Origin of the sequence: Arthrobacter ramosus (assembly GCF_039535095.1) — a bacterium.
GTDB classification, from domain to species: Bacteria; Actinomycetota; Actinomycetes; order Actinomycetales; family Micrococcaceae; genus Arthrobacter; species Arthrobacter ramosus.
Genome location: NZ_BAAAWN010000001.1, coordinates 3,753,440 through 3,769,563, shown reverse-complemented (window position 1 = coordinate 3,769,563; position 16,124 = coordinate 3,753,440). Strand labels below are relative to the sequence as shown.

Here is a 16,124-nt window from a genome sequence, read left to right as displayed (position 1 = left end):
ATGACTCTTCCCACAGGTTTGACTCCAGGCACCTGGTTGCTGGACATGTCCCACAGCGAGATCGGCTTCAGCGTCCGGCACGCCGGAATCAGCAAGATCCGCGGCCGTTTCACCGAGGCGAGTGCCGAGGCCCGCGTGCGCGAGTCCCTGGCCGACGCTTCCCTCCATGCAACCGTCAAGACCGCGAGCTTCGACTCCGGCGATGCCAACCGTGACGGCCACGTCCGCGGCGCCGACTTTTTCGACGTCGAGAAGTTCCCGGAGATGACCTTCCGCGCCACGAGCGTAGAGGGCGACGGCGAGGACTACACTCTCACGGGCGACCTGACCATCCGGGGGATCACCAAGCCGGTGGAGCTGGAAGTTGAGTTCACCGGCGTCGCTGTTGATCCTTTCGGCGCGACCCGCGCCGGGTTCTCCGCCGAAACCGAGATCAGCCGAAAGGACTTCGGACTGACGTGGAACGCAGCTTTGGAGACGGGCGGTTTCCTGGTGAGCGACAAGGTGAAGATCAACCTCGAGGCTGCCTTGGTGAAGCAGGGCGAGCCCGCGGCCGAGTAGTTAAGACGAAGCCCGGCCGCTCCCGACTCAACTCACGGTGTAGGAGTTGAGCGGGCGGCCGGTGCTGCCATACGTAAGATCCAGTACGAGAAGACCCTTGCGCTCCAGAACGCTGAGGTAGCGTTGGGCCGTCGGGCGGCTGACACCGAGCTGTCCGGCGATCTCAGCAGCGCTGATGGGACCCCCGGCGGCGCGGACGGCGTCGAGCGCTTTCTGCATAGTGGGCTGCAGACGCGGTGCCGGGGCGGCGGTCCTGACCCCGGCCGAGCGCGCGTTGTAGAGGTTGTCAATGGTTGCCTGGTCGGCAGTTGAAGCGGAATCCAGCTCCTGCCGCCAGATCCGGTACGCCTCCAACTGCGTGCGGAGCCGGTCAAAGCTGAAAGGCTTGACGAGGTAGTAGACCGCGCCGCTCGTCATCGCTGACTTGACCGTTTCCAGGTCCTGGGCCGCGGTGATGATGATGCAATCAACCTGGGTTCCTGCCGCATGCAGGGACCGCAGCATCGAGATCCCGTCTTCGTCCGGAAGATGTACATCCAGCAAGAGCAAGTCCGGGTTGAGGCGCTCGATCGCCTCCCGAGCGGCTGCGGCGCTGTAGACCTGACCGACGCATTCGAAACCGTCAACCCTCGCCACGCGGGCAGCGTGGATTCCGGCGACCCGGAAATCGTCGTCAACCACCAATGTCTTAATCAACGTCTGCTCTCCTGTCCTTGTCCGCGACGCTGCGGGCATTTGCCCAGTTGTTGAAACGACGGCAGAAAACGCACAAAACGTGCACTTTTGCGGCTAAGGCGCACAACTTACTGAAGACTTCTGGCCCGGATGATCCCTTCCTAAGCTTTACATAGTTTCAGTGATCCACATCACGAATTCGTCGGACTCCCAAGGAAGGGATCCGGGTGACAGCGCAAGCTGCCGCTGGATAAACGAACTCATCCGACCGTCTCGATTCCCTGACACACCCCAACGCGGTGTCTCGTAATCGGCGGTCACAAGAACGGAAAGACAGAGAGGTCTTAGCGTTATGAATGCTAACCACCCCAACCGGCCGCCCGGGGCCCCCGAGAGGGCTGAGGACGCCGCGGGCATCGACATCGTCGGGTTGACCAAGCGTTACCTCACTCCCAAGAACGAGACATTCACTGCCATCCGCGATGTGACGCTCAGGGTCGAACCCGGCCAGTTCTGCGCAATCGTCGGACCGACGGGCTGCGGCAAGTCCACCACCCTGGCCCAGGTTTCCGGCCTGGAGCGGCCAAGTGCCGGCTCGGTGAGGGTCCACGACCAGCTCGTTGACGGCATCACCAACGGCGTCAGCTACATGTTCCAAGCGGACGCGCTCTTCCCGTGGAAGACCGTTCTCGGAAACGTCTTGATCGGCCCGGTCCTGCTCGGGACGCCCAAGAAGGAAGCGACCTTGCTCGCAAGGGACTGGCTGCGCCGCGTGGGCCTGGCAGGCTTCGAGGACCGCTATCCGCACCAGTTGTCCGGCGGCATGCGCAAGCGCGTCGCCATGGCGGCGGCGCTGATCAACAACCCGCGGATCCTCTTGATGGATGAGCCGTTCGGCGCCCTCGACGTGCAGACCAAGGCCATCATGCAGAACGAGTTGCTGCAGCTCTGGGAGGAACTGCGCCCCTCTGTCCTGTTCATCACGCACGACCTCGACGAGGCAGTGGCGCTCGCCGACAAGGTGGTCATCATGACCAGCAGCCCGGGCACGATCAAGGATGTCTTCGACATCGATCTGCCCAGGCCGCGTGGAGATGTCCAGAAGATCCGGCACGAGGAGCGATTCCTGGAGCTGCAGGGCCAGATCTGGGAGTCCCTCAAGGACGAAGTCACCCGCGCCTACAAGCAATCAGCGGGTGCAGCAGCATGACAACCACAATCAGTAGAGGTGCTCCCGTGCAAGAGCAAGAGAAAGCGCAAGCGAGTGAGCTTAAGGTTTCCGCCCGGCGTGCCATGAACCGCCGCACCACGTGGGTTTGGGCCGGCCGTGCCATCCTCGCGGTCATCGTGATCGGTGGCTGGCAGTGGTTCACGACGGAGGGCTGGGTCGACAAGTTCTTCTTCGGCCAGCCGACCGAAATCTGGAACAGCCTGGTCGATCTCTTCACCAAGGGCACGGCATTCGGCACCATCTGGGAGAACCTCTGGGTCACGATGCAGGAAGCGATCTACGGCTTCATGCTCGGAACGCTCGTCGGCGTCGTGCTCGGAATCCTTCTTGGCTCGAACAAGTACCTGTCGGAAGTGGTCGGCCCGTACATCCGGATCGTGAACTCCATCCCCAGAATCGTCCTCGGGTCCATCTTCATCGTGGCGTTCGGCCTCGGCGTCTTCCCGAAGGTGCTGCTCGCAGCGGTCCTGGTCTTCTTCGTAGTCTTCTTCAACGCCTTCCAGGGCGTCCGTGAAGTGGATCAGAACCTGGTTGGAAACGTACGCGTCCTGGGAGCATCGCCGCTTCAGGTAGCGATCCACGTGACAATTCCCTCGGCAATGACCTGGATCATCGCAAGCCTCCACACGGCGTTCGGTTTCGCGATCATCGGTGCGCTTGTTGCTGAAGTGCTCGGCGCCCAGCAGGGAATCGGCCTCATCATCAGCCAGGCACAGGGGACCTTCGATCCCAACACGGTCTTCGCCTGCATGGTGATCATCGCAGTCATCACGCTTGGCGCGGAATACCTCATCGCCTTGCTAGAGCACACGCTGCTCAAGTGGCGGCCACCAAACCGTTCCGAAGCCCAGGCGATCTGACGCTCGCCGTCTCCCATTTCCACTTACCCAACGCTCTAATCCTCAAAGTAGAAGGAAAAGCACAACCATGATGAAGAACAAGATCTACGCCGTCGGCGCTGCCGGAGTGATCGCACTGAGCCTTGCTGCCTGCGGCACCAGCACCGCAAGCAGCAACGGCACGGCAAGCGGCGGTGCTTCCGCGGACACCGCCTCGATGCCCACCGTGAAGATGATGGTCGGCGGCATCGACAAGCAGATCTACCTGCCGTACCAGCTCGCAGAGCAGCTTGGCTTCTACCAGAAGTACGGCGTCAAGGTGGAACTTTCCACCGAGTCCCAGGGTGGCGTTGGCGCCGAAGACGCGATGGCATCCGGGCAGGTGGACATGGCCGGTGCGTGGTACGTCCACACCGTTGACTTCCAGTCCAAGGGCAAGAACGTCATCAACCTCGTGCAGCTCTCGAGCGCCCCGGGCGAACGTATCATGTGCAGCCCCAAGGCGAACGTGAAGACGGGCGCAGACCTCAAGGGCAAGACCGTCGGCGTCACCGACCTCGGCTCGGGAACCGATGAGCTCACCCAGTTCATCGCTGCGAAGGCTGGCCTCGCGAAGAGCGATTACCACACGATCGCCGTCGGCGCCGGAGCAACCGCAATCGCGGCGATCCAGCGCGGGTCCGCTGACTGCGTCATGACCACCCAGCCGACCGTTGGCGCCCTCGAGAACAAGAACCTCGCGGTTTCTGCGATCGACCTCGCCACCTCCGACGGAGCCAAGGCAGCGCTTGGCGGCACCCTGCCGTCGGCCGGTCTTCTTGCCCAAGCCGACTGGGTCAAGACCCACGAGGACGCAGCCCAGAAGGTCGTCAACGCCCTTGTGGACACGATGCACTGGATCAGCACCCACTCCGCGCAGGACATCGCCGATAAGCTGCCCCAGACCTTCGTCCAGAACAGCACCATCTCCAAGGATCAGTACGTCGCCGCGCTGAACCAGGACAAGGGTCAGTTCCTCCCGGACGGCATCATGCCTGCAGGTGGCCCCAAGACGATCTTCGACGAGGAGAAGACCATCGGCGTTGACACCTCCAAGGTCAACATCGCCGACACGTTCACCCAGAAGTACGCCCAGGCCGCTCTCAAGCTCGAGGGCTACACCGCCACTAGCACCCCCGCCGGCAACGACGGCTAATCTCATCCTTGTCTAGCTAGCCCCCTGACAATCGGCCTGCGTGGTAATCCACGCAGGCCGATTGTTTGTTTCTGGTGACAGGCGATCATCATCTCGGTTGGGTACCGCGCTTGAATCGTGTTCTGTTGACCGTCCAGACAGTGATCCAGAGCAGAATGACGACGATCAACGTCTCAGTCCCGTTGGGTGCAACACCGAACAGGACCGAGACAACGTATGGAACGACGAACACAAGTAAGCCCGTTGCTACTGCGGCAAATACAACAGCACGAGCAGTCATCTTGCAGACCTCCCTAAGAGCCCTCGATGCTTCCACGCAGGCCGATTGTTTTTGATTCCGGTACTTGTGGAGCCGTGGAGTTAGAGCTGCCGAGTACTGCTTCGATCCCTCTTTTGCCATTCTTCGGACCTGAAGAACTTTTCTAGCTCCGATCCTGCATTCTCCGAAATAAGTGGGTCGTCATCCGTCACGTCAAACAGGGGAAGGTAGCCTTTTTGTTCCGCTATTTCATTCGCTATCACCAAGACCGACTTTTCTTCTGCGGACACTGACTCGCCGCTGATCACTCGCTCCGCAATGTGCTCGCACCCGGAAACTTGCATGATGACCATGAGGTCGAAGTTTCTTAGCTCATGCCCATGCCAGATGCTCTGTAGTTGAAGAGGCCCGAAGGTGGTCCTGTCCCCGGCTCTGCTTTCATGGCTTGTCATGGGACCACGGCTAGAAACAGAATCAATTTCCTTACGAGGCGCATCTTCATCTCCATCGGGAAGGTGGGCATTCAAAAACCGGACGAACGGTCTGTTTAAACTAGGCCACGACGCTTTGGAGGGTCAACCCTTCGCGGGGACTGTTGGACCTAGGTGTCGATGCTGGCCATGTTGGGGTAGCGCGCTCCGGCGGTAGACCCTGCCGGGGCCAGTTCGTCCAGGCGCTTCAGGTCTTCTTCGGAGAGTTCGACGGCGGTGGCCCCCAGGTTCTCTGCCAGGCGTTCGCGCTTCTTTGTGCCCGGGATCGGTACGATGTGCTCTCCCTGTGCCAGCAGCCACGCGAGAGCCAGCTGCCCAGGTGTGCATTGCTTCTGGTCTGCGAGTTCCTTCACCCGGTCCACCAGCTCCAGGTTGCGCTTGAAGTTCTCGCCTTGGAAGCGAGGTGAGTGGCGGCGGAAGTCGTTCTCGGCGAAGTCGGCCTCGCTGCGGATCTGCCCGGTCAGGAAGCCGCGGCCGAGGGGACTGTAGGGAACGAATCCGATGCCCAGCTCTGCCAGGACGGGAAAGACCTTTGTTTCGGGCTCCCGTTCCCAGAGGGAGTACTCGGTCTGCAATGCGGTGATGGGATGTACCGCGTGGGCGCGGCGAATGGTGTCGGGCGCGGCCTCGGACAGTCCAAGGTGCCTGACCTTCCCGGCCTGGACCAGTTCGGCCATGGCGCCCACCGTTTCTTCGATGGGGACTGTCTTGTCCACCCGGTGCTGGTAGTACAGGTCTATATAGTCCACGCCGAGGCGCTGCAGGCTCGCATCGCAGGCGAAGCGGACGTATTCGGGCTTGCCGTTGACACCCACGAACGAGCCGTCGTCGCGCCGTTCGTTCCCGAACTTCGTGGCCAGAACGACGTCGTCACGGCGGCCGGCTATGGCCTTGCCCACGAGCTTCTCGTTGGTGAAAGGCCCATACATATCGGCGGTGTCCAGGAGGCTGCCGCCGGCGTCGAGGAATGCGTTGATGGTCGCGAGGGATTCGCGGTCGTCCCCTTCGCCGTAGAACTCACTCATGCCCATGCAGCCGAGGCCGAGGGCGGAAACGGTCAATGAACCAAGCGTGCGGTTTTCCATGGGGTTCTCTCCTTGTAGGTGGCAGAACGTGCTGGACGGCAGGACGGTGCTCAGAGAGGGGTGCGATGAATGCCACTATAGGCACGTTGGTGGAGGAGGGACAACGGGGGATGGTGGGCGGAGGTCCCGCGTGTGGAGTGCGGCGGGTAGGCCAGGATGATGAGCTCTTTGTCTAGAGTCGAGCCCGTTCTCTTCGTCGCGATCTACAATGGGCGACTCCAAGCTCACAGTCGTAATAAATGCTCCGATCAGCCGGGCGGCCGCCCAAATTAGCGCATTCCCGGTCCGCAGGAATGCGCCTCTGTGCCGACCCCTGGCCGCAGTGCGCACGCCCGATCTCGCCTAAATTCCCCAAAAAGTACGCGCAAAAGTCGTCGATGAAGGACTTGTGGCTGCCTCCATCGACGTTATGGGTACATCAGCGACTTGGGTATGGTGAGGGGTTGGCCGGTTTCGAGCCGGGTCTTCGGACCGGAGAGGATCATCGCCAAGTGCCGCAGAACTGGTCGTTGGCCTGATCACGGAGGTGATCGTGCGAGATCGTGAGGTGGCGGGAATCGCTCACCAGTTTCGATCTCCCACTCGCTCTCAAACTACTCGCAGTGTCAGCTGCCGAGATGCCACGAATAGCTGGCAGCATTCCAGTTGACGGTCGCCGAGAAACGGTAGCCAGAAGATGATCCGTCAGAATTCGTCTTGTTCACTGCTATGCACTCGAACGTACCTGTGATGGAGGTGAGATCGTCCGTTGATCCGCCCCCGAGCGGGGTGCAAGAGGCCAGAGTGATGGGTCCTGTGAGGACCCCTGTGGTCGCCCGCTCCTGCGCGTCTTTAAGCACGGAGTCCTCCAGCGCTTTGACGATGACTTTGCGCTGTGTCCGCGTTGAGTCGTCCGCAGCTTGCTTGGCTTTGGCAGCGGACGCCGATGCTTTTGCCGCTTCAGATTCCCGTGTCTTTGTGGCCTCAGCGGACGCCGCCGCTTCAGATTCCCGTATCTTTGTGGCCTCAGCGGCCGACTCCTGCTCCATGTTCACCTGATTAGTGTGCTGGATATTGACAGCCAGGGCTATGCCGCCGGTCGCTAGGACAAATGCGGCGACAGAGATGAGGATAACCTTCTTGCTAACCTTGATGGGATACCGGGTAGCTTCATAGGCCGCACCGCAATTCGGGCAAAAATTTCCGGCAGCCGAATTCTGCACACTACATTGAGGGCAGACTCTCAATACTGGTAGGGGTTTGTCCCCCGTTTGCGCGCTAGCTCCAGCACCCTGTATATCAGATTCCGGAGGATGAGTGGGTTGCTGGGGCTGCCCTTCGCTTGCTACTCGAGTTCCCTGCTCTGCAAAGCGCTCAGCCTGTGATCGGACGTCATCGTCGGGAATGTTCACGTTAGCTACTCCTTGAAAAGCATCGGTTGCAGGCAGGCGATGTCGGCGGGGACGGTTGGACTGAGTTCCATAGCGTGAAATCCAGAGACGCACCTTGATCAGAAGCTAACTCTCAGTTGGTGATAGTTGAGAGTATGTGATGCAAAACTTGGCTATTGACGAAATATTGCTGCCGCATTTTCACCCGATGTCTAGTTCCCGGGATTCATTCAGGCCTATGCATCCTCGGATAATTGTTGGGGGAGATGCGGACGATTTGCAGGGATCGGACATAGTCGACTACGGCTCCAACAGTGAAACTTTCCTCCAGGGCTTATTGCGCGGTACAGGATTTCAAACAGCGCGCTTTGATATTGTCTCCGAATAAATTCAGTTCCGATGGACGGAGCAGATTTGGTCCGCAGGCAAGCATTGGCGGCCTGTCCAAACAGTTCCGCCCGGCACCCGAAACGGCTGGTACCGGGCGAACAAGCCAGCGCGCCCCATACCAGCCTCGACCGGATTTACTTCTTCCAGGTGTCTCCCGAGCAGAGCGCGTGGGCACCCGCGCCGCTGCCAGTGTTCCTCCCGGCGCTCTTCCCATCGATCAGGATCTCGCAGCTGACTGCAGAGGTCTTGTCGCTGTAACTGCCGCTCACAGTGAGGCTTGTGATGTTGAATTCCTTCGACGTGATGGACTTCTTCCAGTCCGCGGTAACGTCTTCCTGCGACGTCCCCCCAGGGGTCCAGTAGGAGACGGTGGCCGGACCGGAAGTCGTGACGATATATTCCACCGTGTGCTCGGCGTTGATACTTTGGTCGACGGCTTTTGCGGCAACGCCAAGGGCGGCGGTCATCATCCCGGCGACAATGAGGCTGACGATGCCGAGGATGACTCCCGTGATTGCCATGCCCTTCTTCCGGTTCTTAAGGAAGACTGCGATGAGACCGAGGATGATGGCGATCGGGCCAAGGAAGAAGGCGACCATTCCCACCAGAGGGATAAGGCTAAATACTGCTGCGACGATGCCCACGACGAGAGAGGCCACACCGAGTCCGTTTTTGCGCTTTTCCCCGACGACCAGCACGTGGTGAACCTGAGGTTGTTCTCGGGATGCCGCCGGCTCAGTTCCACTCTTAATATCGGACATGTTTTCCCCTATTTTCACTAGTTCGGTGAGCTCCGTGCGGGATGCTAAATCAGTGATTACATGATTTATTGAGTCTGTTTGAAATGATCGGACATCAGTTGCGTTCCGTGGTTCAAGCTGGAGTATATATGAATGCTTCGAACAAAATCTCAAAAAGCCGCAAGAATTCTGTGCGGTCGAAAATCTTCTGGAAAACGGCCCAGAGGCCCATCGATCGGAATCGTCAAATTTGCAGTGCGGGAACCGTGTCCCAAGTGGTCTCGTTCAAATAAATCTCGCTGAAACCGTCCAGCTAATTTTCACTGTGTTAGCCCCGATGTTTCACGAGGCGGGGTTCGGGAGGGTCAGAGTCTACTGGCTGCATGAGGCGTTCAATTTTCGCGTCCACATGGCGTCTCGCCCATGCTATTTGGCGCAGCGGACTTTCTGAGGATGTCGATGAATCGGGCATTCGGTCGCGCGGCCGGCAGCACCCGCCTCAGATCCTCAAGTGCCTCCACGGCAGCGACTCCAGCTACCCGAGCCCCATAAAGAGCAGCCACCGTCGGCGTCCGGGACTCCGCCCGAACACAATGCAGCAGCACCGTTTTGCCCTCAGCCCTGAAAAGTTCGACGGCGGCGGCGGCCTCCCCCAGCACGAAGTCCGGCTGGGCGTTGTCGCCGATGTCAGAAGAATCAACCACCCAGAACGTTGCGTGATCAAAGGCAGGGACATCCGGCACGTCCTCCACACCAAGCCTGCACAGCGACACCACGGCGTCGATTCCGAGCTCGGCAACCCGCGCAAGGGATCCGACCCCGCCCAGCCACACGCCGTCGTCGTGCGGTGCTGGACCAGCACATCGGTGCGGCCCCACATGCTGTAGTCCTGATGCGCGGCGCGCGGCCAGGACGGCTGGCGGCGGCCCTCGCCGCGGGCGAGCTCCATGCCGAGGGTCATGAGGTCGCGGGCGTGCAACCCTGGCCAGCCGTGCAGGTTCCGCCGCCATTCGAAGGGCACCGCGGTGTAACCGTGCGCAGCTCCCAAAAGGCCGCCGGCGATTGCGGCCACGGTGTCCGTGTCGCGCCCGCCACGGACGACCTCTTCGAGGGCTGCTCGCAGGTGCGCCGGACCGGACGCCGACAGGCCAGCAAAGTGGATGGCGCTCCAAACTCCCTGGAGTGCTTCCACCACCCAGCCGTTGTGTTCGAAGTCCCGCGGCCTCGAACGCTCAGCCGTTTCGATCCGCTTAAGCCAGAGCGCCACCCGCTCGGGAGGCAGAAGAGGCAGACCAGCGCGGGAATCGAGCTCGCCGGTCAAGACGGCTTTCCGGATGGCGACGCACCAGAGCCCGCAGGCCTCCTGCGCGTCCGGATCAGCGTGGGTCAGGGCACTGAGCACTGCCGCCTCAGCCATCAAGGAAGCCGGGTCCCGGTCCAGGTAAGCGAGGGCCAGCGGTGCGGTTCGCATGAGGGATCCGTTGCCCGCGCTGCGGCCGGTACGGGAGTGGAAGTCCGCGGCCGCGGCAGTGAAATCGGCGGCGTGGACCTTGCTCCGGCCCGCCGCTGAAGCCAGCCGGCGTGCTGCCGCGATGACCGAGCTGGTCTGTGCGCCCACGTCCTTGGCCTCGGAGGCCCAAGCAGTCCAAGCCCTCACGATCATGGTCAGGGCGGCCGGTGAACTCGAACCGGCAGTGGAAGAAGACTCGAGCAGTGCCTGCGCGATCGGGATGGCCATGGACGTGTCGTCGGTCCACTCCGACGGCGCGAAGCCGAACGGGCCACCGCCCTTCATGGTGACCTCGGCGCCGTCGGGCAGCGGGGCACCGAATTCGTAGCCTGCGCCGAGCGCGTCTCCCGCGGCCATTGCGACGAGGACGCCGGCGGCGCGGTCATTCTGCAGTGGGTTCAGTTTCATGCGATCTCCATCAGGGGGTGCTTAGTGTTCCATCCGGTCAGGTGTGCCAGTTCGGGCTGGCGGTCGGGGAGCGCGACGGCGATACCAGCGCCTTGCAGCGCTCCGGTCCGCCCGCCGACGTTGCGGCTGCGCAGGGAGCCGTGCTGCCGGATCTCGACGGCGGCCAGGCCGTCGTCGAACGTTCCGAAGTTCATGGCCTGCACCGCCGCTGCGAAGTCTCGAGCGCGCTGACCCGGCATGGCCCCGGCGACCAGAAGGTTCAGGGGCAGCAGTTCAACGTCCAAGAGGGCGGATTCGACGAGCTGGCGGTAGTGCCGGCGGAACAGGGTGTGCGTGCCTGCTCCGAGGACGACGTCGCGGGCGCAGGTCCGGTGCTGCTGGCCGCCTTCGAGCAGCTCACCTTCCAGGAGTAGTGCGGGCCTGGGGCCGTTGTTGGTGACAGTCAGCTTGCCCACTTGGGCTCCGCTGGCGAGTTCTGTCACTGCGATGTCGGCATGGGTGCCGGTGCTGACGCCGAGCTGGCCGGGGCCTGCCGTCCAGACGGGAAGGATGGTCAGCGGGCCGAGCGTGCTGCCGACGCCGACGTGAAGCCGTTGAACCCTCATTGGAACCTCCTGATGGTTTATCGCAAATCTGCGCTAAATGAAATCAGTATGCGCCGCTTGTTTCTTTTGCGCAACCCTGCGATAAAGAATCTTGTGAAGGATTCCAAGAACAGCTCCGGACTCTCCCTGCTCGACTACCCCCGGCCGTCGGTTGCGGTGGACGCTGCGGTGCTGACCGTGGCGGACGGCAGTGTTTGTGTGCTCCTTGTCCGGCGCGATCAGGGTCACCGGGTAGGGGAGTGGGCGCTGCCGGGCACCTTCCTTCGCGAGCGCGAGCGGCTGGCCGATGCCGTGCTGCGGTGCCTCCGCGAGAAGGCTGGCATCTCGGGCCGGGTGCCGCGGCAGCTGCACGTCTTCGACGATCCCGCTCGGGATGACCGTGGTTGGGTGCTCTCCGTGGCGCACGTTGATGTGGTTCCTTTGGCGGAGCTGGGGGAGGCGCTAGAGTCCGACGGCGTCAGGCTGGCTTCGGTGACTGGTGAACCTGGGGTCGTGGCCGAGTTGCCGTACGGTCACGCTGACATCGTGGCGAAGGCCGTGGAATGGATGCGGGCCGCTTATGCGGAGATGCCGGATCCGGGTGCATTGTTGGATGAGCCGTTCACGCTGCGTGACTTGCGAACGCTGCATGAAGCGGTGGCGGGGGAGACGTTGATGCGAGACACGTTCCGGCGGTTCATGGAGCCGAAGCTTGTTGGGACCGGGCAGATGTCGGACGGGACGCGGGGAAGGCCTTCGCGGTTGTGGGTGCGGGGTGGGCAGAGGATCTTGACTTCATAGTTCTGACATGGCTCCGCCCTCGGTCGCCAAGCGACGCCAAGCGGCAGATTCGAGCCTCGGAGACGAGTGTCGTAGTCAGGGCGATTGTGCATGAACCGTATTCTGATGAAATGCTCAACGAAACACGCGCACTCCAGTGGTCTGATGACGAACTTGACGCACTTATCGACAGTTACGTAATGATGCTGAAGCTCGAGATTGCGGGTGCAAACTACAACAAGCGGCAAACCAACCTGAAGCTCCAGGAAATCGTAAAGAGGTCGCATGCCTCCATCGAATTCAAGCTGTGTAACTTGAGTGCCGTTCTGGATGGGATGGGTCGGAGGTACATTTTTGGGTACAAACCGCGTCCCCACTTTCAGGCTGCCTTGCAGGACCGCGTTCTTCAGAGGCTGGGCGAATTTCCGCTCCCAGATGGTTCGCATTCCGATGGGGACGCGGCGCTTCCCGAAATTGCAAGGCGCGGTGGCGCAACTCCCCCTGCCACTCTGAAATCTATGACGGTGTCAGGTGATACCTTTGAGCCACGCATTGAAGGGGAGTTCGTGAACGCTGAAGAGAGCGCCTACTGGGATACGCTGGGAGAGTTGTGGGATAGGACAACCGGCGGAAGCGACGTAGCGGCAAAGCCGACGAGCGACGGACTGAGTCTTCTGCCCACGGCGCCTCGGCCCGCGGGAGTTGAGGAGGCTTGCGCGTGGTTCAAGAGCGGTCTAACCAGCGGCGCTCTTCCTCGCTTCCTTTTCCTCGTTGGAGGGCCGGGAGCGGGAAAATCCCACGCCACGGCTGAGATCGTTGCGGGGTTAGATCCGATCGAGGCTCCCCAAGATGGATTGGCTCACCGGAGCTATCGATACAAAGCCGGAAACAGGGAACTTCTACTCATCAACGATGCCACTATCGGTAGTAGCGAACACCGTCGGAACCCGCTTACGAAAGACGTAGATGCGTCCGCGCACTCAGGCAGGCACCTCGTGGCCTGCGTCAATCGAGGGATCCTCGTTGAGGAAGCAGCTTCCACCAATTCCACGCCGGCGTCGCAATACTCCGCAGGTCAGGCCATTGTGCGCTGGCTGGCCGGGGAAGTACCAGGCGAATCAAACTGGAACGTCGAAACCGACTGCGATGAACCGTACCTTCGCGCCGGTCACCTTCTGGATGGGCCCAACATCGTAGCCGGTGTGCTTGTGGTGTTCGTCGACGTCTGCTCCCTGCTCGAACGGCGTCCGGAGGTACATATCACCTCTAGCGACGCTCGTGGCACCGTTTTCGATGCTGAACCGTATCGAATCGTCGACTTTGCGAAGCGGACAGCCATGGACTTCGTCACGCCTGCGGGCGCCTTGTTCAGCAAAGTCATCGACTTCGTATCGACCGGCGCCTCATATGAGGATGTCCAACCCTTAGTCGATCCGATCAGAGCGAATATCGAGTCTCTTCGCTCGAGTCGAATCCGTGCTGGAATCATGACCGTGGTACGCGGAGCCGAGCTTAGTTCCGGGCAGCGTATGACCTTCCGCGAGATATGGGGAGCAATCACCCGTTGCGTCCTCGGTGACGCGCCGGATCGGATTGGTAGGGATGAGCTCTCTGCTCTCGTGACGCGTCTTCAACCAAGCGACGCCGACGCCGTTTTGCGATTCAAGGACCTCCAGTTGCTCGCCGGCCTGCGTTTCTCCCAGGCGATTTTCGGCGGTCGGAATCCGGGGTCGGAGAACTTCGATCCGCTTGGCAACCCGATTACAAAGCTCACCCACTTCGTGGATCCAATGAGGGACGCGATTCCGGGGCGCTACGATCGCAGCTGGGATTCGGGATGGGCGACACCTCTGGCCGATGCTTTCGCCGGCCCCGTAACAAACGGCTCACCGCTCGAAAGTCTAGAGGACGACCTCGATTCTCAGGATCCGTTCTCAGAGGTCCTGACTGACTTTGATAGAACGGTAGACCGGGCATTTGTCAAAGCAATGCACAGCCCGAAGATAGGAGATAAGGATCGCTACGCCTTCATCTCCTGGTACGGGGGATATCTCGGGCGCTTGTACGCCCTTGCCAATGGAATCCCGGCCTTCAGGCCACAGGTCGCCGCATGGACGCAAGCCTGGTATCTAAGTCCTAACCTTCCCGACGAGCTGGGATTTGGGCTTCGCACCCTACTTCGACCGAAACGCAGGCCAGGGGATGTCGAATCTGCTTCGCTGATCCCCATTCTGGCGAGCCGTACTGATCCGATCGTTGGTGTGCAATCCGAGCCGAAGCTTGCACTCAAGACTGGCGACGTCGAAATGAAGACACACAGGGATTCCGAGACACTGTTCCTCATACTGAGCGAACAAGGCAAGGAGATCTCCCGCATGCCATTGGACTTTCCTTTGGTAAGAGAAGCTCTGGCCTGCGGTCATGAGCACGCGGGGGTGACGGAAATGACAGATGTGACGTCCCCCCGTTTGGAGAGGTTTCGAGCTGCCCGTCTAATTCCCGAGCAACTGAATCAGGCCAACTACCGCATCGTGGTGGGTAACTCGGACTTCAGCATGACCGTAACTGGAGGCTATTAATGGTCGCTGCGACCCACATCATTCTTCCTTTGAATCGGCCCCAATACGTGTCGGTGCCGGAAGCTTTCATCTCTTCGCTGGCATGGAAGGTTCACGACCATCGTGCAAAAGAAGTATCCGAAAACGGTATTCCAGTAGGGTACATGTTCAAGTCCGAGACCTCCGGCACGGCGACGCTGAAAGTGAGGTCAACGGCGCCGGAGGGTCCGAAGCTCGTGGCTTACGGAAACCAGCTGGTTGTGCAGGGACTTGCTACGAACGCAAAATACGAGGTCGACCTTGCCTCAGCAGTGCTAAACAGCGTCGCGGGGGTGCAGGCTGAGAAAAGCAAGAGCCAAGCTGCCAGCCCTGTTACGCCCGCGTTTGCATTGCTACAGGATATGCGCGGTTTTCAACGGACGAAAAACCCCCCGGACCTGGGGGGAATCCTTGAAGCCCTGTTCCGGTTGGGCCTCAAAGAGGGCGATGAACCAACTACAGCTGCACGGCTCTGGCTCAATGCTGCTAACAAACGTTGTGAGATAGATCCGCTTTTGTCTGCAATTAATAATGCAACAAAGGCGGTGCTCCTTGACGCGGGATATCCCGAACATCTCCAAGACAATGACTTGGTCAGCGCGCGCGCGCCGCAATATGAACAGGGTGGGTTGTATCTGGGCACGCCGTTCGCTTGGTTTGCCAAGGCCTGGCAAAAGTTGACTGGCGATGACTGGGTTAAAGCCCTGCCTGCGAGGGTTTGGGTTGACTGGGCAACCACCGTACTTCGCCTCGCTCTCGGACAAGGCTTCCTTTGGGAAGCTGCCTGGTACGAGACCGTGGCTCGTCGGATACTGAGCGGCAAACCGGGCAGCTGGAGTGAGATCAGGGAACAGGTGCCGGAAATCCTTCCTTGGAAGTCGAGTCGCTCTTCTGTCGCGGTGAGGGATGTTGCCCCTCTGCTGTCCTGGCGGGTGCATCGTGGCTCAAAGCTCCGGAAGATTTTGGAAGATTGGCTGGAGTCACACCAGGCAGCTCACAAGGACCTTGCTGCTGTTCTAGGTGCAATGTCAGAAGATGGGGAGCTTAGGGGATCCCTCACCTTGGCCTTGGGCAGCGGCGAACGGTCGGCCGCAAATACATGGGAAGCAGTTAAATACGCATTGCTAACGCGTGACGCTAGTGGCCCATTCGCCGACTACTACGGACTTCTCCGGTCCAACGGGCGCTTTCTCACAGTCGAACCCGGGACAGAGTGGATGGCGGTTGTGGCAAGCCTTGCATGTGACGGACCCGGAAAGACCTCAGATGTGGCCACCCTAATGCTGAGTCTCGAGGAGCTCGGCTTGCGGCCAGAGGCTGGCGACCTGATTCAGCTACTCGAAAAGGCAGGACTGGCGCGGGGCAGTGCCGATGCCGATCGCGGCGTCATCATCGAAAGCGCTTTCTAG

12 protein-coding genes and 1 pseudogene are annotated in these 16,124 nt (G+C 60.6%); 7 read left to right on the top strand and 6 right to left on the bottom strand.

Annotation, left to right across the window (positions count from 1 at the left end):
• Complete coding sequence (locus ABD742_RS17390) at nucleotides 1-561, top strand: YceI family protein (RefSeq protein WP_234751085.1); 561 nt, start codon at nucleotides 1-3, stop codon at nucleotides 559-561.
• A 27-nt stretch (nucleotides 562-588) separates the two neighbouring features.
• Here the strand turns inward: ABD742_RS17390 and ABD742_RS17385 are convergent, their stop codons facing one another.
• Nucleotides 589-1,257 carry a response regulator gene (locus ABD742_RS17385; protein ID WP_234751086.1) on the bottom strand — a complete coding sequence of 223 codons (669 nt, stop codon included), beginning with the start codon at nucleotides 1,255-1,257 and terminating at the stop codon, nucleotides 589-591.
• A gap of 331 nt (nucleotides 1,258-1,588) precedes the next feature.
• Here ABD742_RS17385 and ABD742_RS17380 point away from each other — a divergent pair, with 331 nt between their 5' ends.
• From ABD742_RS17380 to ABD742_RS17370, 3 genes and pseudogenes are all read left to right on the top strand, one after another.
• Nucleotides 1,589-2,446 (top strand): ABC transporter ATP-binding protein, encoded by an 858-nt coding sequence (locus ABD742_RS17380; RefSeq protein WP_234751087.1) that lies wholly within the window; start codon nucleotides 1,589-1,591, stop codon nucleotides 2,444-2,446.
• Nucleotides 2,447-2,472: 26 nt separating this feature from the next.
• Nucleotides 2,473-3,327: an ABC transporter permease gene (locus ABD742_RS17375; RefSeq protein ID WP_234751088.1), complete on the top strand. Its 855-nt coding sequence runs from the start codon at nucleotides 2,473-2,475 to the stop codon at nucleotides 3,325-3,327.
• 67 nt (nucleotides 3,328-3,394) lie between these two features.
• Nucleotides 3,395-4,216: pseudogene (locus tag ABD742_RS17370) on the top strand (ABC transporter substrate-binding protein); the annotation flags it as partial.
• Nucleotides 4,217-5,361: 1,145 nt separating this feature from the next.
• Here the strand turns inward: ABD742_RS17370 and ABD742_RS17365 are convergent.
• From ABD742_RS17365 to ABD742_RS17345, 5 genes are all read right to left on the bottom strand, one after another.
• Complete coding sequence (locus tag ABD742_RS17365) at nucleotides 5,362-6,336, bottom strand: aldo/keto reductase (RefSeq protein WP_234751090.1); 975 nt, start codon at nucleotides 6,334-6,336, stop codon at nucleotides 5,362-5,364.
• A 605-nt stretch (nucleotides 6,337-6,941) separates the two neighbouring features.
• Nucleotides 6,942-7,727 (bottom strand): zinc ribbon domain-containing protein, encoded by a 786-nt coding sequence (locus tag ABD742_RS17360; protein ID WP_234751091.1) that lies wholly within the window; start codon nucleotides 7,725-7,727, stop codon nucleotides 6,942-6,944.
• A 503-nt stretch (nucleotides 7,728-8,230) separates the two neighbouring features.
• Nucleotides 8,231-8,857 (bottom strand): DUF4190 domain-containing protein, encoded by a 627-nt coding sequence (locus tag ABD742_RS17355; protein ID WP_234751092.1) that lies wholly within the window; start codon nucleotides 8,855-8,857, stop codon nucleotides 8,231-8,233.
• A gap of 514 nt (nucleotides 8,858-9,371) precedes the next feature.
• Nucleotides 9,372-10,754 (bottom strand): ADP-ribosylglycohydrolase family protein, encoded by a 1,383-nt coding sequence (locus tag ABD742_RS17350; RefSeq protein WP_234751093.1) that lies wholly within the window; start codon nucleotides 10,752-10,754, stop codon nucleotides 9,372-9,374.
• The gene (locus ABD742_RS17345; RefSeq protein ID WP_234751094.1) at nucleotides 10,751-11,359 is read right to left on the bottom strand and encodes an ARPP-1 family domain-containing protein; all 609 of its coding nucleotides are present in this window, start codon (nucleotides 11,357-11,359) and stop codon (nucleotides 10,751-10,753) included. The genes ABD742_RS17350 and ABD742_RS17345 overlap by 4 nt, the downstream gene beginning before the upstream one ends.
• Before the next feature lie 93 nt (nucleotides 11,360-11,452).
• Here ABD742_RS17345 and ABD742_RS17340 point away from each other — a divergent pair, with 93 nt between their 5' ends.
• The 3 genes from ABD742_RS17340 (at nucleotide 11,453) to ABD742_RS17330 (ending at nucleotide 16,124) form a co-directional block, all read left to right on the top strand.
• On the top strand, nucleotides 11,453-12,139 hold the full coding sequence (locus ABD742_RS17340) for an NUDIX hydrolase (protein WP_234751095.1): 687 nt from the start codon (nucleotides 11,453-11,455) through the stop codon (nucleotides 12,137-12,139).
• Between the two features lie 110 nt (nucleotides 12,140-12,249).
• A complete protein-coding gene (locus ABD742_RS17335) occupies nucleotides 12,250-14,697 on the top strand; it encodes a hypothetical protein (RefSeq protein ID WP_234751096.1) in 2,448 nt (815 codons plus the stop codon).
• Nucleotides 14,697-16,124, top strand: coding sequence for a hypothetical protein (locus ABD742_RS17330; RefSeq protein ID WP_234751097.1), 1,428 nt, complete (start codon nucleotides 14,697-14,699; stop codon nucleotides 16,122-16,124). Before ABD742_RS17335 ends, ABD742_RS17330 begins: the two co-directional genes overlap by 1 nt.